The organism is Achromobacter sp. UBA2119 (genome assembly GCF_002331005.1).
GTDB classification, from domain to species: domain Bacteria; phylum Pseudomonadota; class Gammaproteobacteria; order Burkholderiales; family Burkholderiaceae_B; genus Achromobacter; species Achromobacter animicus.
This window is the reverse complement of sequence record NZ_DCYD01000009.1, coordinates 602714-628860: the sequence shown is the minus strand read 5'-3', so window position 1 is coordinate 628860 and position 26147 is coordinate 602714. Positions and strand designations below refer to the sequence as shown.

Here is a 26147-nt window from a genome sequence, read left to right as displayed (position 1 = left end):
TTGATTGCGACATGAGCGAATCTCAGGAAAAGATTGCGAACCAATGGCGTGCGATTCATCGCGGCGCAGGCCGTGCAATTGCATGGATAGAGGCCGTGCGCGGCAACTCCAAGCGGCTCGACGACAAGGCCGATGCCTTGATCCACGGCTTGCGCCGGACCAGCAACAAGGCGCGTAGCCTCGAGCGTGCGGCGGGCCACCCCATGGCCATCGGGTTCTTCGGCTTATCCCAGGCGGGAAAGTCGTATCTGATTTCCACCTTGGCGGCGAGCGAAGACGGCCGCCTGGAAACGGAATACGGCGGTCAACGCGTCGACTTCTTGACGTCGGTGAATCCTTCCGGCGGCGGTAGCGAGGCGACAGGACTGGTGACCAGGTTCACGCGGACCAAACCTGCCATCCAGGATGCGGCCTATCCCATCGAAGTGCGCCTCTTCCGGGAAATCGATCTCGCCAAAATTCTGGCCAACGCATGGTTCAAGGACTTCGACCAAGGAAAGGTCGAGTACAAGATCAATGGCAATGGCATCAAGTCCATCCTTGAGCGGTTCGCCGATAGGGTATCGCATGAGCCTCAGCCCGGCGTAAGCGCTGACGACGTCGTGTCCCTGTGGGACTATGTGTCCGATTCGTTCGGCAACCACGTCCAAGCGCTGGAAGGCGACCTTAAAAGCGGCTACTGGCCGCAGGCCGTCGCTCTGGCGCCTCGGTTGTCTCCCGCCGACCGCGCGGAGTTCTTCTCTCTGTTGTGGGGCGAGGAAAGGGAGCTGACGAAGGTTTACGCGCAAATGGCCGAAAGCCTTCGCGCCATCGGCAATGCCGACGTCGCGCATATTCCGCTCGATGCCGTGCAGGATCACAGCGACGGTCCACCCAGCATCATGAACGTCACGATGCTGGACCAGATCGGCGGCGGCGACGGCGCAACCATCAAAGTTCGCGCGGTGAAGGGGGGAGCATTGGGCGAGCCGGTCAGCATCCGGCGCTCGAATCTGGCTGCCCTGACGACGGAGCTGGTATTTCCGCTGGTGAACCCGCCGCGGGAACGCAGCCTGGAAACGGTCGACCTGCTGGATTTTCCCGGCTATCGGGGCCGATACGACAAGGCCCGTTTGAGCGAAATTCCGAACAATCCGGTAGGCGAGCTGCTGCGTCGTGGCAAGGTGGCCTACCTGTTCGAGCTGTACACCGAAAATCAGGAAATGAACGGCCTGGTGCTTTGCACGCCAGCGCACAAGCAGCCCGAAACGAGCGCGGTAGTGCCCGTGCTCGATCGGTGGGTCAGGCGAACGCAAGGCGATTCGGGCCGTGATCGCGCCGAAAAGTCGGGCTTGTTGTGGGCCGTGACCATGTTCAACGCACGCGTCACGGACATGCTGCAGAAGGAAGACAAGTGGCACCAGGAGTGGAAGGGTTTGAACGACATTGCGTTCAAGATCTATGAAAGCCTCGACTTCATGCGTGACTGGAAGGGCGGAAAGCCGTTCAGCAACACGTTCCTCGTGCGCACGCCTTCCTACTCGGACTTCACGACCAAAGACGGCCATCGGGAAGTCGCCGTGTCTCCTGAGAAGCGGGATGCACTGAGCCGGATGCGTGAGAGCTTCATCAACGCCGATGTGCTGCGCAGCAGGTTCCCGCAGGCGGGCGAGGCGTGGGACGCCATGATGCAGCTTGACGACGGCGGCATGGGACGCATGGCAGGCGCCATCGCGCAGATCAGCGACATCGGGTTCAAGCTCGATCGGCTGCGTTCCCAGGTCGAGGACGCGCACCACACGATCGCCGATGTTGGCGTGGGCCTCTTTTACCGTGAAGGCAGCGATGTCGAAGCGGCACGAAAGAAAAAGCGGGAACTGGCTGACAAGGTCGCACCCGTCTTGCGTGGCATCGCCGAGAACCCCAAGGCCTATTTCATCCTGTCGGAATTGATGCACGCCCTGGAGATTCCGAGCGAAGCACTCCGCAACCTGTATCTGAACGGCGCGGACGTGCCGCAGGCGCGGCAGGTACAGGCCGAGGTGAAAGCGGCGCCCGCGAGCACGGGAGACGATCTGTTTGCCAGCCTGCTGGACGGCGGCAGTGGTGGTGGCGATGACGCGCCAGCCAGCGCCGCTGCGGATGTGCTCGTTGATACCTACGAACACTGGTTCGCCGATTCGGCGTTCAAGCTGTGGCTCAACCATCTGAGCGAGATTCCCGCCCGAACGCGCCAGCACGCGATGCTCAAGAACATTCCGCAGGATGTTCTGGAGATTGTCGTCGAAGAGCTGCGCAACGCCGCCTATCGGGACAATGCCAACGGCCATAACCTGCCCAAGCAGATGCTGCTCAGCCTGCTCGCGCGCTCGGACAGCGCTTCCAAGCGCGATCAGATGGTCATGAGCCAGGTGCTGCGCGTGCAAATGGTGCTGCGCGACTTCATTGCGTGGCTGGGTTACCCCGGCATGAACGACGACGACAAACCTGCCAGCGCGTCGCTGGCTAACGGCAAGGTCTTTGCAAAGACCACATCGCTTGACGCCGCCACCGGCCTGCCCGACCTGCCCGAGAAGAACGAAATTGGCAAGGGGCGCGAGTTCTTGAAGGACTGGGTTGCTTGCCTGACCGACATGATCGTCAAGAACGCAGGCTACACGGCCGGGCAGGAAATCAGCGATGAACAGAACGAGGCGCTGGGCGCCATCATTGCGGACATCAGGAAAGGTTGATAAATGGCTGTTTTTATTTCTTTGAATCCGCTGCCGAGCCGGCGCGCGGGTTACGCAGAACTGCAGATCGAAGGATGGAGCGGCGACGCCGTCGAAGTCGAGCTGAGCGTCCGGCGCAACTCTTCGCCGGCGCACCTGGATGCACAAGGGACGTGGGGCGGCGAACAACAGTGGCTGCGCTTTGGCCATGGCCAGGCGCGAGACGGCCGGCTGGTTATCGAGATCGGCCCTGCGATCGTGGACGCGATGCTTGAGGCCAAGCGCAATTCCCAGTTCCAGATCGAAACGCGCAAACCTGACGGTAGCGTGGCGCGCTATCCGGTACGTCCCATTCCGAATGATGTAACGCCGTCGACCGCGGCGGGCGAAGCGCCCGCGCAGGCCGAAGTTGTCAATGTCGCGGCCGCCCCGCAGCCAACGCCGTCCGAGCCGGTCGTCCTGCCGCCCACAGTCGAGCCTGTCGAGCCGATGGGCCAGCCTGAACCTGCGCCGCCCGAAGCGCGTAAATCCAAGCCGGTGGCTGCCTTCGTCGCTGCCGTGCTGGCGCTTCTGGTGGCGGCCGGTCTGGCCGCCTGGTTCTTCCTCAAGAAGGGCGACATGCCCGCGCCAGCGCCGAAGGCGGACGTTCCGGCGGCCGCGCCGGCCGCTTCTGCAGCCGCTTGCTCGAAAGACAGCTTGGATACTGCATCCGAAATGGTCTTCGTGCAGGACTGCGTGCGGGACGTCAAGGATCCCGTCGCGATGTTGTCGATCATTCAGGCCGCGCGGGACGCTGGCAAGTGCTCGATCGCCCAGCGGCTCTATGCGAATCGCGCGCAGGCCGGTGACGCTCAGATAGCCCTGGCTTATGCAGGGGAGTATGACCCCGCGAGCTACAAGGAGAACGCCTGCTTCAAGGCGGATGCCGCGACCGCTGCGTACTGGTACCAAGCGGTGCTGGAAAAGGATAAGGACAACGCGCAAGCGCAAGCGCGCCTCAAGGAGCTGCCGAAATGAGGAAGATCTTTCTGGCGATCGGCCTGATCGGCATGTCCTTCGCGGTACACGCCGCACCGCCGCTGTTGCAGGAAGGCAAGAAGACGCTTTACCAGCGCGTGCTGACCACGCCAGGTTGCCAGCTGCACGAGACCCCCGACGGAAAACCCGGTGCGGTCCAAGCCACCTTCAGCCGCTTCTACGTTTATGCGGATCAGGAAGTTGGAGGCAAACGCTGGGCGCAAGTGGGACCAGATTCATTTGGCAAGACGCTGGGCTGGCTTGACCGGGCCTGCACGGTGGACTGGAAGATGCAGATGTCGCTGGCCTTCACCAACCCCGCTGGCCGGGACCGAACCTTGTTCTTCAAGGACCGCTCGGCACTCGATTCGGTGCTCAACGCAATCGACCCTGTCGAGAAGATCGCTCCCGCGCGACAGCAACTCAAAACGTCGGGCAAGGCTCCGGGCGTCGTGGCGCAAGAGCCTGAGCTGTTCGTCGATATGACCAAGAACTTCTATCTGCTGCCCATTCTTGGCGGCGAAGAGGTGATGACGGAACAAAACATGCGCGTGCGGGTGCTGAACGTGGCGTCCGTCAGTGCGGCGGATCCCGGGGCCGCAGCCAATGGAAGCCCGGATCAATCGACCGAGCAGGAACGCACGAAACAGATCAAGGAATTCAGTTCGGCGGTGGTCTTTGTCATCGATTCCACCATTTCCATGGATCCGTACATTGAGCGTACGCGCGAGGCGATTCGCAAGGTCTATGCAAAGGTCGAAGCCGAGAAACTGGGCGACAAGGTCAAGTTCGGCCTGGTGGCTTTCCGCTCCAGCACCAAGGCCGTGCCGGGTCTGGAGTACGTGAGCAAGATCTACGCGGATCCGAACAATATCAAGGACGGTGCGGATTTCATGGCCAAGGTGGCCGAATTGAGGCAGGCCAAGGTCTCCAGCAGCCTGTTTGATGAGGATTCGTACGCAGGTGTCATGGACGCCATCAACAGCATCGACTGGCGTCCGTATGGCGCGCGATATGTCGTCCTGATCACCGACGCCGGCGCTATCGATGGCGGCGACAAATTGTCGTCCACGGGCATGAGCGCTAGCCAAGTCCGGCTGGAGGCGGCCAAGCCGGGCGTTGCCATCTACACGCTGCACCTGAAGACGCCTTCGGGTTCCAAGAACCACGCAGCTGCCGAGGCGCAGTATCGCAACCTCTCGACGTATGGCAACAGCAACCTGTCCCTGTACTACCCGGTGAATGCGGGAGATGTGAACGAATTCGGCAAGAAGGTGGATGCCTTGTCGGAGGCGATTACGCAGCAGGTGAAGTCGGCCTATCAAGGCGAGGATGCTGTCGGCAGCGCCGCCAACGCCACGGACCCGGGCAAGAAGCCGGCCAATGCTGACGAAAAGATGCTGCAGGATGCGGATCTTATTGGCAATGCGATGAAGCTGGCTTATCTCGGTGAACGCATCGGCGCCAAGGCCCCTCCGGTGTTCGAGGCATGGATCAGCGATCGCGATCTGATCAAGCAGACCGTACCGACGACCGACGTGCGGGTGTTGTTGACGAAGGGGCAATTGAGCGACCTGAACGACATCATGAAGACGATCGTGGACGCGGCGAATCAGGGCTTGATTTCGCCGACCGACATGTTCAACCAATTGCGCAATGTCGCTGCCACGATGGGCGCGGATCCCAATCAATTGCAGAAGTCCGACAAGAAGCTGGCGGAAATGGGATTCATGGCGGAGTACCTGGAGGGACTGCCCTATCAGAGCGAGGTCCTGAATCTTGACGAGGCGACCTGGAAGAGCTGGGACGGCTTGGCCCAAGAAAAGTTCATCCGCAATTTGTCCATCAAGCTTCGGCACTATCAGGTCTACAACGCCGATGTCGATCGCTGGGTATCGCTTGCGCCAGACAGTGATCCACGTGATTTCGTCTACCCGGTGCCTCTGGAAATGATGCCCTGAGCGGTCGGATGATGCTGGCTATTGACGATTTGCGGTTGCAGCGAGGGCGGGGCGATTCCACCTACGAGGTTCGGCTTCCGCGGTTACGCCTCGCGCGCGGCGAGGTGATGGCGGTCGTGGGAGGCAGCGGATGCGGAAAGAGCACGCTGCTGGAAGGTATCGGCCTGCTCTTGTCACCCGTGCAGATTCAAACCTACACCCTTGGCGACCAGCGTGACGTGGCCGCGTTGATGATGCGCGATGACGAGTCTGCGCTGGCGGCCGTGCGTGCGTCCAGGATCGGCTTCGTGCTGCAGACCGGCGGGCTGTTGCCTTACCTGACGGTGCTGGAAAACATCCTTCTGCCGCGCCAGCTTCTTGGTCTGCCCGCGCACAGTGCGCGCGTCCGTCATGCAATCGAATTGCTCGCCCTTGACGGCTTGCTTGATAAGCGGCCATCCCGATTGTCCATTGGCGAGCGGCAGCGCGTTGCGGTGGTGCGGGCACTTTCGCACGACCCGGATGTGCTGTTGGCCGATGAGCCCACGTCTGCGCTGGATCCGGATAACGCGCGCAAGCTCTTCCAGCTTCTCCTCGACCTGGCGCGCGACGAAAGCATGGCTACGCTGGTCGTCTCGCACGATTGGGACCTGGTCCGCCAATTTGGGCTGCCTTGCTTGACGGCGGAGTTGGAGCCAGGCTTGAGCGTGTTCGGTCTGCGCGAGGCATTTTGATGCGCACCTGGCAGATATCTCGACTGGCAATCAGAGACCTTTGGCATGACCGATTGGTGTCGCTCTGCATGATCGCTACGCTCGTGGCGGTGATTGCGCCACTGTTGCTCCTATTCGGGCTGAAACATGGGGTTGTGAGCGCCATGCAGGACGAGTTGATGCGCGACCCTCGCAATCTGGAAATCCGGATGCTCACCAGCGGCAGCTATGACCAGGCGTGGATTGACGAACTAGCTGGCCAGCCCGGTGTCGGCTTCACGGTGGGTATGACCCGTTCCCTGAATACACAGGCGGACTTCATCCGTAGCGCCTCGAACTTCCTGGAGAATGTGGAAGTCCTGCCCACTGCCCCTGGCGATCCACTGATGAGCGGCGTGGACGTTCTCGCCTTGCCGCATTTCGGCGTGATCTTCAGCGCACAAGCCGCGCAGCGCTTGAAAGCCGTTTCAGGAGATGTACTGCGCATGCAGATCGCGCGTCGCCTGAACGGCGTGGATCAGCGCGCCGTGGTCGAGCTCACCGTCCTGGCCGTGCTGCCGGGTCCAGCCTACGAGCGTGCTGCCGCATTTGTGCAACCCGCCCTGTTGCGAGACATGGAGTGGTACCGCGACGGTTACGCCGTCGCCGCCTTGGGCGCTGCGGACGGCAATGACGTGGAAGCCGCGAAGGTGCGTTTCGCGCGTGCTCGCATGTATGCGAAGGACCTGGACGCCGTGGAAGGCCTGGAGAAGCGCTTGAACGACCGCCGCATCGAAACCAGCAGCCGCCTGGCCGACATACGCAACGTCAAGGCCATCAACCATCTTCTGACGACCGTGTTCGGTGTGATTTCCATCACCGCGGTTGCAGGGTGCGTGGCGGCCTTGGTGGGGGCGTTCCTGGCCAGTGTCCGGCGCAAGCGGCGCGACATCTCGACGCTGCGCCTGTTGGGACTGGGTAGCCGGGACGTCGCCGTCCTGCTTGCGGTGCAGGCAATCGCTTTGACCGTCGTGGCGATGGGCGCAGGTCTCGCCATTTACTTCACGGGAAGCGCGGTGTTCAACGACATGTTGGGCGGCGTCCGGGAGGCTGGCCAATTCGCCTGCCAGATCACGCCGCTGCATGGCGGCATGGCGTTCATGCTTGCCCTAGGCGTAGCGCTGCTGGCGTCGATGATCGGCGCGGCGAGCGCCAAACGAATTCAACCCGCGGAGAGTTTGCGTGAAATTTGAACTGCTGGGCCGTTGCGCCGCACTTGTCCTGCTGGCGTGGCCCTCAAGCCAAGCGGCGCTTGCCGCGGATGCGCCGGCGTCACCCTCGAAATGGGATGCGCGTTTCTATAACCCCAAGCCGGAAGCTGGTGACATTGAATTGCCGCTGCCGTGCAATGGCGCCATCGTCTTCCGAAAAATCGTCGTCCCGGTGGGGGGGCCGCTGGCCGACCTGCCCATTCAGGTGGGCCAGGAAGGGGGAGCCTACTCTTTTGTCGAAAAGAGCAGGCCGGCGTACATCGCAGGCGGCTTCACCGAAATCTCGGCAGACAAGAAGTCCCGATCCAGCTATTACCTGATGGCAAAGTATGAGCTGACCACCAGCCAATATCTTGCTCTGGCGACGCTGGCCAACGGCGATTCGACCAAGTGTCCGGATCCACAGGCCGGCGATGGCCGGTTCCCCATTACAGGGGCGAACTGGTTCGACGCGATGCGGACTGCCCATCTTTACAACATTTGGCTGCGGCAGCATGCCAAGGGGTTGCTACCTCAGGAAGACAAGATCTCCGGCTTCGTGCGCCTGCCCACCGAGGTCGAATGGGAGTTTGCCGCCCGGGGCGGCATCAACGTCAATGCCGCGGAGTTCGCTGAACCGCGTTATCCCATGCGCGACGGGAAGATCACGGAGTATGAATGGTTCGGCGGCACGCAGTCGTCGAACAGCAAGATCAACCGTATTGGCGTGCTTCTTCCGAACCCGCTGGGACTGCACGACATGCTGGGCAACGTGTCAGAGATGACGCTTGATGCATTCCGGCTCAACAAGTTCGATCGCCAGAACGGCTCGGCCGGCAGTTTCGTCATTCGCGGTTCAGACTTCATGCAGCCGGAGTCGGAGCTTCGTGCCGCGCTGCGGCGCGAGGGGAATCTCTACGACGAGGACGGCGAGATCAAGGACAAGACGGTGGGCCTGCGATGGGTGATCGCATCGCGCGAGATGACCAGCGCGAACCATGTCAAGGCGCTTGAAGAAAGCTACAGCAAGCTGGGAGACGGCCAAGTTTCTTCGGACGCAACCAAAAAGGGCGCTTCGGCAGTCAAGGAATTGAACGCGTTGGCAGGCACTGTCACGGATAAGAAACTGAAGGATCAACTGGCTGGCTTGGAAGGCAAGCTCCGCGCAAGCAACCAGCAACAGGAAGAGGCGCGTGACCAGGCAATTCGCGCGAGTCTTAACCTCGGCGCGTTTCTGTGCACCAAGCTCAAGGATGACGGTGAGCACCGCAATCTGCTGCGCAGTGTCTACAAGTCCAATTGCGAGGACGGCAATTCCGACGCCACTTGCGAACGCCGCAAGCAACTGCTTACCAGCCACGAAAGCCGGGTCGAGGGCGTCACACAGTACTACGCCAGCAGCCTTGTCGACGCGGCCACCCTGTACGGCGCCAACAACCTTACCAAGCAGGTGCCGGTCCTGGACAAGATGTTCGAGCAGAACAAGCAGCTTAACGGGTTGCGGCCCTACTTGACGACATATTGGTCGCAACAGAAGGCATACCTGAGCAATAAGAAGATCGACCGCTCGGCGTGGCTGGATTCGTGCATGGCAGTCAACAAATAACAATCAAGGAGTTCTCATGGCTTTATTTGCAAGGAAGTGGAATCGCATTCCGGTCGTTCTCATGATGGTCTGTTCTTTGGCCATTAGTGGGTGCGCCAGCACGGGCAGCTCCTTCCTCAACAATGGCGTGAAGCCCGACCCGCGTCTGACGCAGGGCAGTGATGCCAAGTTTTTCAGCCAGTCTGGTCTGCAGGCCTGCATGATGGGCGCAGCTGCGGGATTGGCGGTAGGGTTGCTGGCCGGAGGCAAGAACAAGGCAACGGCTGCCGTCGTCGGCGCCGTTGCGGCCTGCGGCGTGGGAATGGGCGCGAATTACTATCTGGACGTCCGCCGCAGTCAGTACAAGAACACCTCGGATCAGCTCAAGGCGATGGGCGATGACATCAAGACCGATACGCAAAAAGTCCAGGACCGCAGCAACTCCATCGTGGCAGTGATGGCCGACGACAAGAAGAAGCTTGTGCAGTTGCAAGCCGAGATTGCAACCAAGTCCGCAGACCAGACCGCCGCTCGAAAAGATCTTGCGCAGATCGACGCCAACATCGGCCTCATCAAGAGCGACCTCGATCGGATGAAGGGCGTCGCAGATCAATACCGGCAGGCTGGCGAGCAAACTGGCGGCAGCGCGAAGGACACCAAGGAAATGCAAAAGGAATTGGCCGTACTCGAGAGCAAGATTGCGAAGCTCAACAAAGAGGCGGATAGCTACTTTGCCTTGCGCGGCGCCATCGATCTTGGGGAGCAAAAGGCATGAAGCGCTTGATGACGCGAGTTGCGCAGGTTGCTCCGATCCTGGCGCTGGTCGTTCTGGCCGGTTGCGCAACGACGGCAGCCGATTGTGATCCATCGAACACGAACGCCGGTTTCATCACCAAAATGAACTGCGACGTGGGCGGAGGCTATGGCAAACACGTGGCACAGCGCGAAGACGACATACGGGCGGCTCAAGCCGAAAATGCGCAAGCCAGGCTGGTGCTAGCCGATCTGGAGGCGCAACGGGCGTCAATTGGCAAGTCCTTGGCGGAAAAGACCAAGGCGCGTAACGCGCTGTCAGCATCGGTCCAGAAGTTGCTGGATCAGGCGCGGGCCAAGTCGAAGAACAGCGAGGAGCTCAAGCGGCAATTGGCACAGTCGGAACGGGCACTGAAGACGCCCATCAACGTCAATGTTTCGGATGCCGCCCTGGAAGCGCAGATCAAGGCCAAGCAGGCCGAAGTGCTCAGGCTGCAAAAGAGCATGGGCCTCGTTCCTTGACGCCTCCGTAAGCCCAAACTTCGAGACTATCCATGCAACGCTTCTTGCGGGACCCGCGAGGGAACATGTCGGAGGCGTCGCTGTCCGGCACCTACGGCGAGCTGATCGAGTTGATCCGCAAGCATTTCGCGCCGGGTGTGGCGGCGACGTACGCCGTGCCCCGGCTTGGCGCGGACGGGGTGCTCGAGTGGTGGACTTCCCAGCAGGGGGCGGTGACGCAGTATGCCGCCCTGTCTGAGGACGCCCAGCAGGCGCTGCTTCGCGCCTACGATGCGCATGTCGCCACCCTTGGTGGCCTGGCGGAGGCCATGCGAGCGCGCGGGATGGAGCACCAGGCACAGCAGATAGAGGCGCTGCGGGTTCCGCCCGATCTGGACAAGCTGTATGGGGTGGACGGGCGCCTGCTGATTCGCCTGCAGGAGGCGGCGCCCGCGCTTCCAGCTGCGGGCGGCGCGCCGGCGCCGTCCTTCGCTTTCTGGCGCTGGCTTGCGGTGGGAGGGGCGCTGTTGCTCGCGCTGCTCCTGGCTGGCGCATGGTGGTGGTACCGGCAGCCGGCATCTCCAGGCGTCCCAGCTTTGCCTGCATCCAGCCCTGAGCCCAAAGCAGAGCCGGTTCGCACGCCGGAATGGCCCACGGAACTGGTGTTCGTGCTGGAAACGGCAGCGCGTATGAAGGCAGCGCCGGAAAAGATCGGCGGGCCTGAACGCCGTGTCATTGGCCACGATGAGATTCGACGGATCGTCGACCGATTGCCGGACGTCACCGATACGCGTCTCGTCACGTTCCCAGCAATGCAGTGTGGAATGCCACACAGTCAGGGCGCTTTCCCATCGGCGAACCGAGCGGAACTCCTGCAGGCTCTGAAATCCACGCAGAACGAGGGCAAGGCGGCGTTGGCCGACGGATTGAAGATCGCGGCAGCGACCGTCGATGGCGTCAAGCGCGATGCCCTGATATTCCTGTTCCTGGCCGGCGCGGACGAATGCGGCCAGGATATCTGTGCAACGGCTGTGCAGCTCTCCCGGGACAAGCCGCGGCTGCGGATCAACATCGTGGACTTGAGCGGTACGCACGCGGTGGCGGCCTGCCTCTCCGATCAGTCACGCGTGGGCTCGTACGCCTGGACGAGGTCCAAGCCAGATGGAAAAGGAGTGGATCTGTCACGAGAGGCGTCCAGGATGCTCTGGCCCGCAACGGATTCAGCTGGGTCATCCCAAGGCGCCGCTTCAGCCAAGTAAGCAGCTGGCGCGGCGCCACATCATTACGCCCCCTTCAACCGCTCCGGCACGTCCTCCATATCGCTGCACACGGCCAGCACCTCGGCCGGCTTTCTGCTCAGCGACAGATAAACGTGGCCGATGCTGCTGTCGAAGTACGCCGATTCCAGCCGGTTCAGCACGACGCTGTCGCCGTTTTCGAACTGGATGCGAACCTTGCCCGACAGGACCACGACGAACTCCTGGCCCGGATGGCGGATGTAGTCTTCAAACTCCACGACCTTGCGCGAATCGATCATGGCGACCATCGGCAGCATCTTCTTGCCGGGGTATTCGCCCATCAGCAGGCGATAGTGATAGTTCTCGGTGATGTAGTCGCGGGCGTCGCTGAGCCGGTTCTTGACGAAGGTGGGGGCGACCGCGGCCTGCGCGGCGTCGCGCAGCATGAACATGCGGGTCATGTCGATGTCGAGCGCGCGGGCCAGCGCGGCGAATTTTTCGTAACTGAGGGCGATCTGGCCGAGTTCGGCCTTCGATAGCGTCGACACCGCGATGCCGCTGGCCTTGGACAGCGCCTGCAAGGTCATCTTCCTGGCCTTGCGCTCGGCGCGCAGGCGGGCGCCCATTTCTTCCTTGCCCACGATTTCGGGCGGGGATGTGTTGCCGGTTGGGGCCATGTAGCGGTCTGGCTTATAGGGTTGAGGGCAGGGGCAGGGCCCGCAAGCCCCGCCGCGTGTAGCCGGATTGTACGGGGTGGGCCGGGTCAGGCGGGAGGCTGGGCGCCGGTGCGTTCGACGATCATCCGGTAGTGCTCGGGCCGGCGGTGGGCGGCGAAGTTGAAGATGTTGGCGCGGTAGTGATCCGACACCGACAGGTCGCAGACGAAGTTGATGACCTCGTCCTCCTCGGAGAACGTGCGCACCATGATTTCGCCGGTGGGCGCGACGATGCAGGATCCGCCGATCATGGGATTGCCTTCCTCGACGCCGGCCTTGGCGGCGGCGGCCACCCAGCAGGCGTTCTGGTAGGCGCCGGCCTGCAGCGACAGCAGGTGGTGGTGCATGCGCAGGTGGATCGGCTCGTTCCATTGCACGTAGCCGGAGGGCGTGTTGTACCCGGCCATGACGACCTCCACGCCTTGCAGTCCCATGACGCGGAACGTCTCGGGCCAGCGCCGGTCGTTGCAGATGCACATGCCGATGGCGGCGTCCGGGGTCTGCCAGACGGGAAACCCCAGGTCGCCGACCGCGAAATACTTCTTCTCAAGATGCTGCAAGGGCGCGCCGTCGACGGCCTGCGCGTCGCCGGGGATATGGATCTTGCGGTACTTGCCCACGATCTGGCCGTCGCGACCGACCAGGATGCTGGTGTTGTACTGCACGCCGTCCGCCAGCTCGGCGTAGCCCAGATAGAAGCCGATGCCCTTGTCGCGGGCTGCGTCGAACAGGGGGCGGGTCAGGGGGCCCGGCATTTCGGTTTCGAAGAACGCCTGGACCTCGGCCGGATCGTCGATGGACCAGCGCGGAAAGAACGTGGTCAGCGCCAGCTCCGGAAACGTCACCCAGGCCGCGCCGCGGCTGTGGGCGTCTTCCAGCAGGTCGATCAGCCGGCGAACGACCTGGACCCGGGTGTCGCTGCGCTGGACGGGGCCAAGCTGCGCGACGGCAAGGTGGAGCTTGCGGGCGGTCATGCGGCGCTCCCGGCGTTGCCTGGAGCGGCGATCCCAACGGCGCTCCGCGCCAGGACGCGGCCGGCGTGCTGACCGGTGAAGGCCTGCTCCTCCCATACGGGCGCGCCGTTCACGTAGACCGAGTGAATGCCGGCCGCGCGTTCGGTGGGGCGCTCGAAAGTGGCGGCGTCGGCCACCGTGGCCGGATCGAAGACCACGAGGTCGGCAAAGTAGCCTGGCTGCACCTGCCCGCGTTCGGCCAGGCCGAACTTGGCGGCGGTCAGGCCGGTCATTTTCCAGACCGCGGTTTCCAGCGGGAAGAGACCCAGGTCGCGGGAATAATGGCCCAGCACGCGCGGGAAGGTGCCCCACAGGCGCGGATGCGGGCGCTCGTCGTGGGGCAGGCCGTCCGAGCCGATCATGGTGGGGCCGAACTTCAAAATGCGCTGCACGTCGGGCTCGTCCATCATGAAGTAGATGGCGCCGGCCGGTTGCAGCTCGGGCACCACGTCGAATTTGGACTTGCCGCGCTCGGCGGCGACCTCGTCCAGGTCGCGCCCGCTGAGTTCCGGAAAGGGCTTGCACCAGGTGATGATGGTGCGGCCTGCCAGCAGCACGCGGTCCTGCTTGAGCATGGTGGAGCCGGCCACGTAGGGATAGGCGTCCAGCGAGACGTCCTGCTTGGCCATTGCGGCCTCAATCAGCGGCAGGGTCTCGGCGGAGCGGCCGAAGTTGGGCTGGCCCATGACCTTGTGATGCGAGATCACGACCGGCACGTCCAGTTCGCGGCCGATGCGGAAGGTCTCTTCCAGCGCCGCCACAATGTGTTCGCCCTCGTCGCGCATGTGGGTGGCGTAGATGCCGCCGTGCGTGTTGAGCGGGCGGCAGACTTCGATGATTTCCTCGGTGGTGGCCTGGGCGGCCGGCGGGTAGAACGTGCCGGTGGAGATGCCGATGGCGCCGCTGGCCAGCGCGTCGTCGGCCAGCGTCTGCATGGCCTGCACCTCATCCGGCGTGGCGGCGCGCTGCAGGTCGGGCATGACGGCCGCGCGCAGCGTGGAGTGGCCGACCATGCAGGCGGCGTTGACGGCAGCGGGCGTGGCGCGCAGGGCGTCCAGGTAATCGGAGAAACGTTCGAAGCGATACGAGCCGCCTTCGTCCAGCAGGTCCAGCGGCGCGGGCGGGCTGGCGTGGGCATGCGCCAGCGGCGCCAGGCTGATGCCGCAGTTGCCCGTGACGACGGTGGTGACGCCCTGCGAGATCTTGGGCGTCATGTCGCGGCGCTTGAGCAGGTAGTTGTCGTCGTGGGTGTGCGAGTCGATGAAGCCGGGCGCCACCACTTTGCCCGTCACGTCGATGCGGCGTTGCGCGGCGCTGCCGGACAGGTCGCCCACGGCGGCGATGCGGTCGCCGCGCACGCCCACGTCGGCGCGCTGGCCGGGGGCGTTGGTGCCGTCGATGACGGTGCCGCCGGCGAGGATGTAGTCAAACGGGGTGGCGTCAGGCTGGGACATGCGGTTCTCCGGCTGAGTGGGATCAGGCAATGGGGCAATCAGGCAATGCGGGGATCAGGCAAAGTGGCAGGCGACCTGCTGTTCGGCAGCGACCTGGCGGGGCTGGGGCGTTTCTTCGGCGCAGCGCGGCTGCGCCATCGGACAGCGCGTGCGGAACGCGCAGCCGGATGGAGGCGACAGCGGGCTGGGGATTTCCCCCTTCAGGACCTCGACCGGATTGCGCTCTCCCTGGCGCGCGGACGGCACGGCGGCCAGCAGCGCGCGCGTGTACGGATGTGCCGGGCGGTCAAAGATCGCGTCGCGCGTGCCGATCTCGACGATCTTGCCCAGGTACATCACGGCCACGCGGTGGCTGATGTGGCGCACGACGCTCAGATCGTGCGAGATGAACACGTAGGTCAGGCCCAGGTCGCGCTGCAGGTCCATCAGCAGGTTGATGACCTGCGCCTGCACCGACACGTCCAGCGCTGACACCGGCTCGTCGCAGACGATGAGGCCAGGGTCCAGCGCCAGGGCGCGCGCGATCACGATGCGCTGGCGCTGGCCGCCCGAGAATTCGTGCGGATACTTGTCGGCCGCGTCGGGCCGCAGGCTGACGCGCGCCAGCAGCTGCGCCACGCGCTCGCGGATGGCCTCGCGGCCGTGTCCGAAGTTGCGCAGCGGCTCGCCGATGATGTCGCGCACCCGCATGCGCGGGTTCATCGACGAAAACGGGTCCTGGAAAATGAACTGCATGCGGCGGCGCATGGCGCGCAGCTGGTTGCTGTTCATCTTGGCCAGGTCCTCGCCTTCCAGCAGGATGCGGCCTTCGGTCGGATCGGTCAGGCGGATCAGGCACTTGCCCGTCGTGGACTTGCCGCAGCCGGACTCGCCGACCAGGCTGAGCGTCTGGCCGCGCGGCACCGATAGCGAGATGCCATCGACGGCGCGCAGCACCTTGGCGCCGCGTCCGCTGTCCACAGGAAAGTGCTTCTTCAAGCCGATGACTTCCAGCATGGGCACCGCGGTGGCCGCGGGCGCGGAAGACGCGAGGGGAATGTCGTGCAGATTCATGGCGGGTCTCATGCGTCTCAGGCAGTCAGGGCGGCGGGCGCGGGGGCGTCCTGGCGCGCCCAGCACCAGACGCGGTGGCGCGCGCCGGCGTCGGTGGCGGACGGCGCTTCCTCGGTGCAGCGCGGCAGGGCCTCGGGGCAACGCGCGGCAAAGGCGCAGCCGCGCGACGCGGGTGTGCGCACCGGGACGATGCCGGGCAGCTCGGCCAGCCGGGCAGTGTGGTCCTGGCCGTCGACGAAGTCGGGCAGCGAACGGATCAGCGCCTGGGTGTACGGATGTTGCGGGCGGTCCAGCACGTCGTCCACGCTGCCTTCCTCGACCTTGCGGCCGGCATACATGACGATGACGCGCTGGCACATCTGCGCGACCACGCCCAGGTCGTGCGTGATCAGCACGATGGCCGTGCCAAGCCGCGCCTGGATGTCGCGCAACAGGTGCAAAATCTGCGCCTGGATGGTGACGTCCAGCGCCGTGGTGGGTTCGTCGGCGATCAGCACCTTGGGCTGACAGGCCAGCGCCATGGCGATCATGGCGCGCTGGCGCATGCCGCCCGAGAGCTGGTAGGGATACTCGCGCACGCGGCGCGCGGGGTCGGAGATCTGCACCAGGTCCAGCAACGCCTCTGCCTGCACCAGCGCCTCTTTGCGCGACAGGCCCTGGTGCAGCATGAGCGATTCACTGATCTGCTTGCCCACCGTGATGACGGGGTTCAGCGACGTCATGGGCTCCTGGAAGATCATCGAGATCTGGTTGCCGCGGATGGCGCGCATCGATTTTTCCGGCAGCGCCAGGAGGTCGCGGCCGTCGAATTCGATGCTGCCGCCCGCGACGCGGCCAGGGGCGCGCAAGAGCCGCATGATGGACAGGGACGTGACGCTCTTGCCGCAGCCCGATTCGCCGACCAGACCCAGCGTTTCGCCGGGCAGGAGGTCGAACGAGAGCTTGTCGACAGCCAGCACGGTGGTGTCGTCGCCGTCGAAACAGGTGGTGAGGTCTTGCACGCGCAGGACGGGTTGGGTTTGCATGTGCGCTCCTACAGCTTCTTGGCCAGACGGGGATCGAGCATGTCGCGCAGCCCGTCGCCGACCAGGTTGACGGCCAGCACGGCCACGCCCAGGAAGAGGCCCGGATACAGGATGATGTGGAACGCCACGGCTACGAAGTTGCGGCCTTCGGCCATGATGTTGCCCCAGCTCGGAATGTGCGGCGGGATGCCCACGCCCAGGAAGCTGAGCACCGCTTCGGTCAGGATGGCCGAGGCCGCGATGAACGTGGCCTGCACCATCAGCGGCGCGAAGAGGTTGGGCAGGATATGGCGCATCAGGATCGACGGCACGCGGGTGCCGACCGAGACGGCGGCCTCGATGTACGGCTGTTCGCGGATGGTGAGCACCAGCGCGCGCACCAGGCGCACGACGCGCGGCACTTCGGGCACGACGATGGCGATGATGACGGTACCCAGTCCCCCTTTTAGCGTGGCCATCAGCGCAATGGCCAGCAGCACGCCGGGAATGGCCATCAGGCCGTCCATGATGCGCATGATGAGGGCGTCGATGCGGCGGAAGTAGCCGGCCATCATCCCCAGCACCACGCCGGCCGCGGTGGAGACGACCGCCACCACGATGCCGACCAGCAGCGAGATGCGGGCGCCCCAGACGGTGCGCGAGTAGACGTCGCGGCCCAGCGCATCCGTGCCGAACAGGTGCTCCGCTGACGGCGGCTTCATGCGCGCCATGGGATTGATCTCCTGCGGATCGACGGTGGCCAGCCACGGTGCGGCCAGCGCGATGGCGGCCAGCAGCAGGAGGATGACGCCGCCCGCATACAGCATGGGATGGCGGCGCACGGATCGGAAGGCACGCCGCAGGCGCGGGCGCGCGGCGGGAAGCGGCAGGGTGGTCGTGTTCATGCGTTGCCTCTTCTCAGTAGCGGATGCGCGGATCGAAGAGCCGGTAGCTCAGGTCGACCAGCAGGTTGATCAGCACGTAGATGCCCGAGGCCACCAGCAGCACGCCCTGGATGACCGGGTAGTCGTGACGCAGCACGGCGTCGATGGTCAGGCGGCCCAGGCCGGGGATCGCAAACACTGTCTCGGTCACGACGACGCCGCCGATCAGGAGCGCCACGCCCACGCCGATAGTGGTGACGATGGGGTTGGCGGCGTTCTTCAGCGCATGCCAGACGATGGGGCCGGACGACAGGCCTTTGGCGCGCGCGGTGCGGATGTAGTCTTCGGACAGGGCTTCCAGCATGGTCGCGCGCGTCATCCGCGTGAGCAGCGCCATGTAGACCAGGCCCAGCGACAGACAGGGCAGCACGAGGTGGCGCAGGTAGGGCACGAGGCCGTCGGCCAGCGGCTTGTAGCCCTGCACCGGCAGCCAGCCGAGCTTGATCGAAAAGCCGTACACCAGGCTGTAGCCGATCAGGAACACCGGGACCGAGAACGCACAGACCGCGCCCACCATCACCAGCCTGTCCAGCCATTTGCCGGCGTTCCACGCGGCCAGCACGCCCAGCGGAATCGCGGCCAGCACGGCAAACAGCATCGTGAAGAGCGCGATCGAGATCGTGGGACCCATGCGCTGCGCGATGAGCTGCGACACGGGCATCTGCGTGGACATCGACGTGCCCAGGTCGCCGACGGCGATATGGCTGATCCAGATGACGAACTGCTGCAGGAGCGGCTTGTCCAGTCCCAGGTTCTGCCGGATTTTTTCGACGTCGTCGGCGGTGGCGTTGTCGCCCGCGATGACCGCCGCGGGATCGCCCGGCGACAGGTGTATCAGCAGGAACACCACGACGGCCACGACGGCCATGACGGGTATGACGGCCGCGATGCGGCGCAGGATGAATTTCACGCTGGATTCCCCCCGGCTTGCGGCCGGGCGCGCGCGGCGCCCGGCGTCTGCCTTACGGTTTCTCGATGTTCCACATCACCGGGATGCCGGACTTGATCAGGTCGGTCTGCTTCAGGCCGCGCACCGCGAAGACGGGCTTGAACTCGCCCCACATCACGTAGGGCACCGTCTGGTAGGCGCGCGCCTGGATCTGCGCCGCGATGTCCTTGCGCTTGGCGGCGTCCGTTTCGCGGATCCAGCTGGTGCGCAGCGTGTCCAGTTCCTTGTCGCACGGCCAACCGGGCAGGCTGTTGCCGCAGGCGGCGGACAGCCACGGGTTGGTCACCGGCGTGCTGGCGTCGAAGTAGCCGCCCCAGGTCAGGAAGATGTTCCAGCCGCCCTGGGCGGGCGGATCCTTCTTCAGGCGGCGGCCGGCCAGCGAGGCCCAGTCCATCGACTGCACGTCCACGTTCACGCCGGCCTTCTTCAGGTTCTGCGCCAGCACCATGACGGCGGGGGCGCTCAGGTGATCAGTCGGGTACAGCAGCACCACCTTCTCGCCCTTGTAGCCGGCTTCCTGCAGCAGTTGCTTGGCGCGTGCGGGATCGGTCTTGGCGTAGGGCGCGGCGCCCGCGTCCGTGGCCAGGGGCGAACCGCAGATGTACATGGTGGCGCAGTAGTCCACGCGGTACTTGTCCGGGTAGCCCATCGCGGTCAGCATTTCCTTCTGGCTGACCAGGTAGTACACCGCCTGGCGCGCGAGCGGGTTGTTGAACGGCGGATGCAGCGAATTCAGGATCACCATGCCTTGCGAGGCCACCGACGTGCTCAGCGTGATGTCCGGGTTGGATTCCAGCACCGACAGGAAGTCGGGCGTGACCTGTTCGATCATGTCGACCTCGCCGTTCATCAGCGCGGCCGTCGAGGTGTTGCCGTCGGGGATGTAGACCCATTCCACGCGGTCCACCTTCACGTTCTTGCCGCCCGCCAGGCCGTCCGGCGCTTCGGAGCGCGGCACGTAGGCCGGGTTCTTGACGTACACGACCTTGTTGCCGGGCACCCATTCATCCCGCTTGAAGAGGAACGGGCCCGAGCCGACCATCTCGGTGACCTGGGTGTTCGGATCAGTAGCGGCCAGCCGCTTGGGCATGATGAAGGGCGGCATGCCCGAAGGCTTGGACAGCGCGTCCAGCACGAGGCCGAAGGGCTCTTTCAGCGTCAGCGTGAACGTGTTTTCGTTGGTGGCGGCAAATTCTGCGCCGGCCGCCATCATGGTCTGGCCCAGCGTGTCCTTCTTTGCCCAGCGCTGGATCGACGCAATGCAGTCCTCGGCCGTCACCGGCGTGCCGTCGTTGAACTTCAGACCGGGACGCAGGGTGAAGGTCCAGGTCTTGCCGTCTTCGGACGTGGTCCAGGTGTCCACCATCTGCGGCTTGACCTGGCCCTTGCTGTCCTGCGCGAACAGGGTGTCGAACACCATGTAGCCGTGGTTGCGCGTGATGTAGGCGGTGTTGAAGAGCGGGTCCAGCGTTTTCAGGTCCGCGTGCGGCACGAGGCGCAGCGTCTTGGTCTGGGCGAGTGCACCGGTCGCGGCGCTCATGGCCAGGAGCGCGGCGGCTCCCAGCAGGCTGAAACGTCTGATCATGGATTTCCCCTTGTTGGTTCTATGTGCCCGGGCAGGGCGGCAATGGTTGTCGGATCGGCCCCCGGCTGCGGGGCATGGGCCTCAGCCCTTGAAGGGCCACTTGGGCAACTTGCGTTTAACAAACGGCAGCGTGTTGAGGTCATTCGTGATGGCGCCCGGCGTTTCGACGTAGATGACGTGGCGGCCGACCTTCGAATACGAGGCATAGAAATGCTGCGAAGACTTCACGATGATGAGTTTCATCGCGGCCAGGTCCACGCCGAACTGCGTGAACAGGTCGGTGCCCATGGCCTGGGTGCGCGAGGTGGTCATGACGAGGGTGACGCCGCCGGTGCGCACGACGGCCACGTCGCCCAGCAGCGCGGGCGTGCCGGCCAGACCAGTCATGAGGGCGTCGCGCTTGAGCGCCAGGATCTCGCAGTCCAGGTCCAGCGGCTGGCCGGACACCGGCGCCACCTTGCCGCCCACGCGCAGCTTGATCTGCGCGCCTTCGCCGGCCTCGAAGCACAGTTGCACGGCAACCGGATCCCAGAACGGGCCGGTGGCGACATCGGTGATGCCGCGCGCCAGCACCCGTTCCAGGATGAAGGTCGCGTCGCTGGGCGCGCCGCCGCCGGCGTTGTCGGCCGAATCGGCCAGCACCACCGGGAATTCCTTGTGCGCCAGCGCCTGGTCCAGCGCTTCGTCCGCGCCGGGGTAGGGCGGCGCCAGCTGATCGCGGAAACCGATGATCTCTTCGCCCAGCGTGCGCGCCAGCGCCTCGGCCTGCGCGGCGTCGCCGTCGGTATAGACCAGCACCTTCGAACCCATGTCCGGCGTGTCGCCCCACGGAAAGCCGTGGGCGATGGACACGGACAGCACGCCTTCCTTGCCTTCCATCGCGAGCAGGCGGTCCACGAAGCTGCGCATCGGCTCGCGGCTGGTGTGCATGATGGAGATCATTTCGCAGTCGTAGACCGCACGCGTGGGGTTGATGCGGCCCTCGGCGCGCGCCACGCACAGGTCGACCAGGTCGAACGCGCGTTCCAGGATGTCGGTGTGCGGGTATTCCTTGAAACAGACCAGGAAGTCGGCGCTCTCTACCATCGCGACCGTCAGGTGGCAGTGCGGATCGAGTTCGGCGCCGATCACGGCGTCCGGGCCGACGATCTCCCGCGCGCGGCGCAGCAGGTCGCCTTCGCAGTCGTCGTAGCCGTCGGCGACCATCGCGCCATGCAGGCCGAAGAGCGCGATATCCACCTTGCCCGCGCGGCGCAGGTCGTCCAGCAGCTCATCGCGCAGCGTCTCGTAGGCGTGGCGGGTGGTGATGCCGGCCGGCGTCGCGCCTGCGGTCAAGCCTTCGATCAGCGTCCAGTCCTTGCCCGCGGCGCGCTGGCGCGCGGCCCACAGCGGACCCGAAAACATCTGCATGCGGTCCGGATGCTGGCCGGCGGGGAAGTAGCCGCGCGCCCGGTAGGAAGCCAGGCCGGTCGGAATGGGGGAGAAGGTGTTCGTCTCGGTCGCCAGGGACCCGGAAAAGATCTTCATGAATGACGCTCCGCGCTAGAGAGGGGTTTTGAGGGCGCGGGCAGCGGGGCGCGCGCTGGGGGGTGTCGCCCCGCCAGGCGTGGGCCTGGCGGTGTCATGCAATCGAACGAATACGGCGTCAGGCGGCTGCGGGACCCTTGGGCTGGCTGTCGCCCAGCCAGGCCTGCACTTCGATCTCGACGTCCACGTCCATGGCCAGCTTGGCCTCGACGGTGGAACGCGTGGGGAAATCGGAGGAGAAATGGCTGCGGTAGGCCTCGTTGAACTGCGCGAACAGCGCCAGATCGGTCAACCACACGGTCACGCGAACCACGTCCTTCAGGCTGGCGCCGGCCAGTGCGAGCGTGTCCTTGATGCGCTCGATGGCGGCATTCGTCTGGGCGGTGATATCGCCACGCACGACCTGGCCGTCGGCATCCAGCGGGATCTGCCCGGACAGGAACAAAAAGCCGCCCGCCTGAGTGGCGCGCGAGAAGGGCAGGGGCAGGCTGCTGGGGTATCGGGTGATGGCGGTCATGTCGGGGTCTCGGTTAACGGTGACTGGATCAGCGCAAGCGCTCGGGCCGCACGGCGTCGGCATTGACGCCGTGCGCGTGCAGGTGATCGGGTAGGGGCTGGCGCGTCAGCAGCGCGGCGGCAAGCTCGGACGTGGCGGCGGCGGTCTGAATGCCGTAGCCGCCTTGCGCGGCCAGCCAGAAGAAGGCCGGCGTGGCCGCGTCCCAGCCCACCACGAAATCGCCATCGCGCACGAACGAGCGCAGGCCGGCCCAGATGTGCTTCGGGCGGCGGATCGTCAGCGACGTGGCGGTTTCGATGCGGTAGATGCCGGTTGCGACATCCAGCTCTTCGGGCACGACGTCGTGCGCGTCGACCGGATCGGCATTGGCGGGCGAGCCCAGAAGTTGTCCGGCGTCCGGCTTGAAGTAATAGCTTTCGTCCACGCCGACTACGGCGGGCCAGTGCGAGAAATCGACGTCGTCCGGACCGCTGAAGGTGAAGGCGGTGCGGCGGCAGGGTTGCAGGCCGACGGGGGCGGCTCCGCACAGCGTTGCCGTGTGGTCGGCCCACGCGCCCGCGGCGTTGACGACGGCGCGCGCTCGGATCTGGCGCCCGTCGGCCAGCGTCAGCGTCCAGACCTCGTTCTCGAACGCGGCGCCGGTCAATTCGGCATTGTTGTGCAGCACCGCGCCCTGGCGGCTCATGCCGCGCAGAAAGCCCTGATGCAGGGCATGCACGTCGATGTCGCGCGCGTCGGGTTCCTCGATCGCGCCGCAGAGCTGGTCTTCGCGCAGGCAGGACACGCGGGCCACCGCTTGCGCGGCGTCGATCAGCGTGACGTTGGGCGACTGGCGATGGAAGTCTTCGAACACTTCCTGCAGCAGATCCTTCTGGTCCGGCGTTGCGATGTACAGCACGCCGCGCGGGCTAAGCAGCGGATGCTCGCAGAAGCCTTCGGGCGGATGCTCGTAGAAGGCGCGGCTGGCGCGCGTAAGCGCCTTGATCTGCGTGGTGCCGTAGGTCTCCATGAACATGGCTGCGGAGCGGCCGGTGGAGTGATAACCGGGTTGGGACTCGCGTTCCAGCACTGCCACGGACGCCGAGGCGCTGAGGCGGTAGGCCACGGAGGCGCCGGCGATCCCGGCGCCGACCACGGCAAAGTCGTATAGGGTTTCAGCAGTCATTTTGTCGGAAGCGAGAATTCTCTTATTTGATAATTCTCGAATACGATAGTTTTTTGACGCGGCTGGAGTAATAGGGGAATGCCCGCATGGGCGCAAAAGGCGCGCGCGATGCGGCGCAGCCTTGCGCGGAGAGGGAAGCCGCGCTACCTGTCCATGGGTGCGCGATGGCGGGCCGCGCTACCCCAGCTTGCCCAGCAGCCCGATCAGTTTTCGCCGATCCGCCGCGCCCAGCTTCCCGCTGATACGCGCGTCGTGCGCCTGCACGGCCTCGGTGATGGCGGCCAGCGCGGTGTGGCCGGCCGGCGTCATGGCCAGCGCGTAGGCGCGCCGGTCGCGTTCGGCTTCCTGGCGCTCCACGTAGCCCAGGTCCTGCAACTGGTTGACGATCTGCACCGCGCCCGAGCGCGCAATGCCCAGGATGCGCGCCAGGTCGGTGAGCTTGAGGTTTTCATTGGCGGCGATCAGCGTCAGTGCCGAATAACGCTGCGGCGTGATGTCCCACGGCGCCAGCGCGGCCAGGAAGTCCTCGTAGATCAGGATCTGCGCGCGGCGGATGGCGTAGCCCACCAGATCGTCCAGCGCGCCGTACTGAATGCCGGGCACATGCGGATCGAAGTGTTCGCCGCGGGCAGCAGGGCGGCGAGGGCGTGGGGCGGAGGCTCTGGACATCGGGGGCAGATCGTGAAACGGGGCCTCAACACTAATGCACGCGTCGCCGCCGCGCCACCGGATTGCGGGAAATCCCTCGTGCGAAACGCGGGGCGATTTTGTTATGTTGCATAACAAATAAGACCAGGAGTAGACATGCAAATCGTCATTGCCGGGGCCGGGATCGGCGGGCTGACCCTTGCGCTGATGCTGCATCGGCGCGGCATCGGCTGCCGCATCTATGAAAGCGCGCAGGAATTGCGGCCATTGGGCGTCGGCATCAATCTGCTGCCTCATGCGGTCAGCGAGATCGAACAATTGGGCCTCATGCCCCAGTTGGCCGAACGCGCCATCGAGACCTCGCAGCTTCACTACTACAACAAGCTCGGCCAGCCGATCTGGCGCGAGCCGCGCGGCCTCGAGGCCGGTTATCCGCTGCCGCAGTTTTCGGTGCATCGCGGCGAATTCCAGATGCTGCTGGCAGAGGCCGTGCGCGACCGGCTCGGCCCGGATGCCATCGTGCCGGGCATGGTGCTGGAATCGGCCAGCCAGGATGCGGCGGGCGTGCACGCGCAGTTCCGCCGCCGCGCGGACAACGCGCTGCAGGCCGTGCGCGGCGACATCCTGGTGGGCGCCGATGGCATCCACTCGGCACTGCGCCGTCAGCTTCATCCCGTCGGGGACGAGCCCCGGTTTTCCGGGCGCATGCTGTGGCGCGCCGTGACCGAGGCGCCGCCGTATCTGGACGGGCGCAGCATGTTCATGGCGGGTCACCAGGACCAGAAATTCGTCTGCTATCCGATCTCCGAACCGCTGCGCAAACAAGGCCGTTCGCTCATCAACTGGATCGCCGAGCTGTCGATCCCCGGCGCGGAACTGCCCGCCACCGACTGGAATCGCAAGGTCGATAAGTCCGTCTTCGCGGACCGCTTTGCCGATTGGCGCTGGGACTGGATCGACATCCCTGCCATCATCGACGGCGCCCAGGCAATCTACGAGTTTCCGCTGGTGGACCGCGATCCCTTGCCGCGCTGGACGCGCGGGCGCTTTACGCTGCTGGGCGACGCGGCGCATCCGATGTATCCCATCGGCTCGAACGGATCGGCCCAGGCGATCCTGGACGCGCGCTCCCTGGCCGACTGGCTGGATCAGGCGGTGCAGGGCAAGGCGCGTTCAGCAGAGATCGCGCTGCTGGAGTACGAAGCCGAACGTCTGCCGCGCACCGCCGGCATCGTGCTGCGCAATCGTTTGAACGGCCCCGAGCAGGTGATGCAGTTTGCCGAAGAGCGCGCGCCCCAAGGCTTTGCGAACATCAACGACGTGATATCGGGCGAGGAGCTGGCGGCGGTGTCGCTGCGCTACAAGCAGCTGGCGGGTTTTGACCCCGCCGCGCTGCGCCTTGCCCGCGGAGAAAAGCCATGAGCGGCGCCGATGCCATCAACGAACCCCACGCGCCCCGGCTGGAACACGTGACCACCGTGGTGGTCGACGTGGGCGCGCCGCAGGAAGTGGGCGATACACCGCAGGGCCGGCGCCGCGTGATCCCGATCACAGGCGGCACGGTAGAAGGCCCGCGCCTGTCCGGCAAGGTGCTGCCCGGCGGCGCGGACTTCCAGATCATCCGCTCGGCCACATTCACGGACATCCACGCACGCTATGTGATCGAGACGCCCGAAGGCGAGCGCGTGTATGTCGAGAACACCGGCATCCGCACGGGCAGCGCCGAGGACATCGCGCGGCTGGCGCGCGGCGAAGCCGTCGATCCGGCGCGCATCTACTTTCGCAGCTATCCCCGCTTTGAAACGTCGTCGCCCGCGCTGGGCTGGATGAACGAAAGCCTGTTCATCGGCACCGGTGCGCGCTATCCCGACCGCGTCGAATTGCGCTTCTATCGCATTTGCTGAAC

At 64.8% G+C, this 26147-nt stretch carries 23 protein-coding genes; 11 read left to right on the top strand and 12 right to left on the bottom strand.

What is annotated here, in order from left to right; all coding sequences use genetic code 11:
- Nucleotides 1-11: 11 nt before the first annotated feature.
- The 9 genes from B3098_RS08070 to B3098_RS08030 all read left to right on the top strand — a co-directional run bounded on the left by B3098_RS08070 (nucleotide 12) and on the right by B3098_RS08030 (nucleotide 11687).
- Nucleotides 12-2711 (top strand): virulence factor SrfC family protein, encoded by a 2700-nt coding sequence (locus tag B3098_RS08070; RefSeq protein WP_286894421.1) that lies wholly within the window; start codon nucleotides 12-14, stop codon nucleotides 2709-2711.
- Nucleotides 2712-2714: 3 nt separating this feature from the next.
- Nucleotides 2715-3707, top strand: a complete 993-nt coding sequence (locus B3098_RS08065) for a hypothetical protein (RefSeq protein WP_286894420.1) — start codon at nucleotides 2715-2717, stop codon at nucleotides 3705-3707.
- Nucleotides 3704-5668, top strand: a complete 1965-nt coding sequence (locus B3098_RS08060; RefSeq protein WP_217467845.1) for a vWA domain-containing protein — start codon at nucleotides 3704-3706, stop codon at nucleotides 5666-5668. Before B3098_RS08065 ends, B3098_RS08060 begins: the two co-directional genes overlap by 4 nt.
- Nucleotides 5669-5676: 8 nt before the next feature.
- The gene (locus tag B3098_RS08055; protein ID WP_286894417.1) at nucleotides 5677-6381 is read left to right on the top strand and encodes an ABC transporter ATP-binding protein; all 705 of its coding nucleotides are present in this window, start codon (nucleotides 5677-5679) and stop codon (nucleotides 6379-6381) included.
- Nucleotides 6382-6449: 68 nt separating this feature from the next.
- On the top strand, nucleotides 6450-7592 hold the full coding sequence (locus tag B3098_RS08050) for an ABC transporter permease (RefSeq protein ID WP_246282850.1): 1143 nt from the start codon (nucleotides 6450-6452) through the stop codon (nucleotides 7590-7592).
- Nucleotides 7582-9195: a formylglycine-generating enzyme family protein gene (locus tag B3098_RS08045; RefSeq protein ID WP_279971900.1), complete on the top strand. Its 1614-nt coding sequence runs from the start codon at nucleotides 7582-7584 to the stop codon at nucleotides 9193-9195. The genes B3098_RS08050 and B3098_RS08045 overlap by 11 nt, the downstream gene beginning before the upstream one ends.
- A gap of 16 nt (nucleotides 9196-9211) precedes the next feature.
- Entirely contained in the window at nucleotides 9212-9949 is a 738-nt protein-coding gene (locus B3098_RS08040; protein ID WP_279971898.1) for a hypothetical protein, read from the top strand.
- Entirely contained in the window at nucleotides 9946-10449 is a 504-nt protein-coding gene (locus tag B3098_RS08035; RefSeq protein WP_175137256.1) for a hypothetical protein, read from the top strand. Before B3098_RS08040 ends, B3098_RS08035 begins: the two co-directional genes overlap by 4 nt.
- 32 nt (nucleotides 10450-10481) lie before the next feature.
- Nucleotides 10482-11687: a hypothetical protein gene (locus tag B3098_RS08030; protein ID WP_286894414.1), complete on the top strand. Its 1206-nt coding sequence runs from the start codon at nucleotides 10482-10484 to the stop codon at nucleotides 11685-11687.
- 23 nt (nucleotides 11688-11710) lie between these two features.
- Here the strand turns inward: B3098_RS08030 and B3098_RS08025 are convergent, their stop codons facing one another.
- The 12 genes from B3098_RS08025 to B3098_RS07970 all read right to left on the bottom strand — a co-directional run bounded on the left by B3098_RS08025 (nucleotide 11711) and on the right by B3098_RS07970 (nucleotide 24262).
- Complete coding sequence (locus B3098_RS08025) at nucleotides 11711-12343, bottom strand: helix-turn-helix domain-containing protein (RefSeq protein ID WP_063954138.1); 633 nt, start codon at nucleotides 12341-12343, stop codon at nucleotides 11711-11713.
- An 86-nt stretch (nucleotides 12344-12429) separates the two neighbouring features.
- A complete protein-coding gene (locus B3098_RS08020) occupies nucleotides 12430-13356 on the bottom strand; it encodes an N-carbamoyl-D-amino-acid hydrolase (RefSeq protein WP_175184178.1) in 927 nt (308 codons plus the stop codon).
- Nucleotides 13353-14849, bottom strand: coding sequence for an N-acyl-D-amino-acid deacylase family protein (locus tag B3098_RS08015; protein WP_279971891.1), 1497 nt, complete (start codon nucleotides 14847-14849; stop codon nucleotides 13353-13355). The genes B3098_RS08020 and B3098_RS08015 overlap by 4 nt, the downstream gene beginning before the upstream one ends.
- Before the next feature lie 54 nt (nucleotides 14850-14903).
- Nucleotides 14904-15902, bottom strand: coding sequence for an ABC transporter ATP-binding protein (locus tag B3098_RS08010; RefSeq protein ID WP_218344852.1), 999 nt, complete (start codon nucleotides 15900-15902; stop codon nucleotides 14904-14906).
- A 17-nt stretch (nucleotides 15903-15919) separates the two neighbouring features.
- Nucleotides 15920-16927: an ABC transporter ATP-binding protein gene (locus tag B3098_RS08005; RefSeq protein WP_239213123.1), complete on the bottom strand. Its 1008-nt coding sequence runs from the start codon at nucleotides 16925-16927 to the stop codon at nucleotides 15920-15922.
- Between the two features lie 8 nt (nucleotides 16928-16935).
- A complete protein-coding gene (locus B3098_RS08000) occupies nucleotides 16936-17811 on the bottom strand; it encodes an ABC transporter permease (RefSeq protein WP_286894411.1) in 876 nt (291 codons plus the stop codon).
- Nucleotides 17812-17824: 13 nt separating this feature from the next.
- The gene (locus B3098_RS07995) at nucleotides 17825-18760 is read right to left on the bottom strand and encodes an ABC transporter permease (protein ID WP_175123077.1); all 936 of its coding nucleotides are present in this window, start codon (nucleotides 18758-18760) and stop codon (nucleotides 17825-17827) included.
- Between the two features lie 52 nt (nucleotides 18761-18812).
- On the bottom strand, nucleotides 18813-20384 hold the full coding sequence (locus tag B3098_RS07990) for an ABC transporter substrate-binding protein (RefSeq protein ID WP_286894409.1): 1572 nt from the start codon (nucleotides 20382-20384) through the stop codon (nucleotides 18813-18815).
- A gap of 81 nt (nucleotides 20385-20465) precedes the next feature.
- Nucleotides 20466-21911, bottom strand: coding sequence for a M81 family metallopeptidase (locus B3098_RS07985; protein WP_286894407.1), 1446 nt, complete (start codon nucleotides 21909-21911; stop codon nucleotides 20466-20468).
- Nucleotides 21912-22029: 118 nt separating this feature from the next.
- Entirely contained in the window at nucleotides 22030-22428 is a 399-nt protein-coding gene (locus B3098_RS07980) for a RidA family protein (protein WP_175123074.1), read from the bottom strand.
- 28 nt (nucleotides 22429-22456) lie between these two features.
- A complete protein-coding gene (locus B3098_RS07975; RefSeq protein WP_286894405.1) occupies nucleotides 22457-23593 on the bottom strand; it encodes an NAD(P)/FAD-dependent oxidoreductase in 1137 nt (378 codons plus the stop codon).
- Nucleotides 23594-23770: 177 nt separating this feature from the next.
- The gene (locus B3098_RS07970) at nucleotides 23771-24262 is read right to left on the bottom strand and encodes a MarR family winged helix-turn-helix transcriptional regulator (RefSeq protein WP_239213119.1); all 492 of its coding nucleotides are present in this window, start codon (nucleotides 24260-24262) and stop codon (nucleotides 23771-23773) included.
- Between the two features lie 135 nt (nucleotides 24263-24397).
- On the opposite strand from B3098_RS07970, the gene B3098_RS07965 reads away from it, so the two are divergent.
- A complete protein-coding gene (locus tag B3098_RS07965) occupies nucleotides 24398-25663 on the top strand; it encodes a flavin-dependent oxidoreductase (protein ID WP_286894404.1) in 1266 nt (421 codons plus the stop codon).
- On the top strand, nucleotides 25660-26145 hold the full coding sequence (locus B3098_RS07960; RefSeq protein WP_286894402.1) for a DUF3237 domain-containing protein: 486 nt from the start codon (nucleotides 25660-25662) through the stop codon (nucleotides 26143-26145). Before B3098_RS07965 ends, B3098_RS07960 begins: the two co-directional genes overlap by 4 nt.
- The last annotated feature ends 2 nt before the right edge of the window (nucleotides 26146-26147 follow it).

Excerpts from the sequence above, each read along its gene's own strand:
- B3098_RS08070 (WP_286894421.1), top strand. The coding sequence starts at position 12 with ATGAGCGAATCTCAGGAAAAGATTGCGAACCAATGGCGTGCGATTCAT.
- B3098_RS07975 (WP_286894405.1), bottom strand. The coding sequence starts at position 23,593 with ATGACTGCTGAAACCCTATACGACTTTGCCGTGGTCGGCGCCGGGATC.
- B3098_RS08030 (WP_286894414.1), top strand. The coding sequence starts at position 10,482 with ATGCAACGCTTCTTGCGGGACCCGCGAGGGAACATGTCGGAGGCGTCG.
- B3098_RS08035 (WP_175137256.1), top strand. The coding sequence starts at position 9,946 with ATGAAGCGCTTGATGACGCGAGTTGCGCAGGTTGCTCCGATCCTGGCG.
- B3098_RS08065 (WP_286894420.1), top strand. The coding sequence starts at position 2,715 with ATGGCTGTTTTTATTTCTTTGAATCCGCTGCCGAGCCGGCGCGCGGGT.
- B3098_RS08020 (WP_175184178.1), bottom strand. The coding sequence starts at position 13,356 with ATGACCGCCCGCAAGCTCCACCTTGCCGTCGCGCAGCTTGGCCCCGTC.
- B3098_RS07960 (WP_286894402.1), top strand. The coding sequence starts at position 25,660 with ATGAGCGGCGCCGATGCCATCAACGAACCCCACGCGCCCCGGCTGGAA.
- B3098_RS07985 (WP_286894407.1), bottom strand. The coding sequence starts at position 21,911 with ATGAAGATCTTTTCCGGGTCCCTGGCGACCGAGACGAACACCTTCTCC.
- B3098_RS08025 (WP_063954138.1), bottom strand. The coding sequence starts at position 12,343 with ATGGCCCCAACCGGCAACACATCCCCGCCCGAAATCGTGGGCAAGGAA.
- B3098_RS08005 (WP_239213123.1), bottom strand. The coding sequence starts at position 16,927 with ATGCAAACCCAACCCGTCCTGCGCGTGCAAGACCTCACCACCTGTTTC.
- B3098_RS08055 (WP_286894417.1), top strand. The coding sequence starts at position 5,677 with ATGATGCTGGCTATTGACGATTTGCGGTTGCAGCGAGGGCGGGGCGAT.
- B3098_RS07990 (WP_286894409.1), bottom strand. The coding sequence starts at position 20,384 with ATGATCAGACGTTTCAGCCTGCTGGGAGCCGCCGCGCTCCTGGCCATG.
- B3098_RS08010 (WP_218344852.1), bottom strand. The coding sequence starts at position 15,902 with ATGAATCTGCACGACATTCCCCTCGCGTCTTCCGCGCCCGCGGCCACC.
- B3098_RS08000 (WP_286894411.1), bottom strand. The coding sequence starts at position 17,811 with ATGAACACGACCACCCTGCCGCTTCCCGCCGCGCGCCCGCGCCTGCGG.
- B3098_RS07970 (WP_239213119.1), bottom strand. The coding sequence starts at position 24,262 with ATGTCCAGAGCCTCCGCCCCACGCCCTCGCCGCCCTGCTGCCCGCGGC.
- B3098_RS07980 (WP_175123074.1), bottom strand. The coding sequence starts at position 22,428 with ATGACCGCCATCACCCGATACCCCAGCAGCCTGCCCCTGCCCTTCTCG.
- B3098_RS08015 (WP_279971891.1), bottom strand. The coding sequence starts at position 14,849 with ATGTCCCAGCCTGACGCCACCCCGTTTGACTACATCCTCGCCGGCGGC.
- B3098_RS07965 (WP_286894404.1), top strand. The coding sequence starts at position 24,398 with ATGCAAATCGTCATTGCCGGGGCCGGGATCGGCGGGCTGACCCTTGCG.
- B3098_RS08050 (WP_246282850.1), top strand. The coding sequence starts at position 6,450 with ATGATCGCTACGCTCGTGGCGGTGATTGCGCCACTGTTGCTCCTATTC.
- B3098_RS08060 (WP_217467845.1), top strand. The coding sequence starts at position 3,704 with ATGAGGAAGATCTTTCTGGCGATCGGCCTGATCGGCATGTCCTTCGCG.
- B3098_RS08040 (WP_279971898.1), top strand. The coding sequence starts at position 9,212 with ATGGCTTTATTTGCAAGGAAGTGGAATCGCATTCCGGTCGTTCTCATG.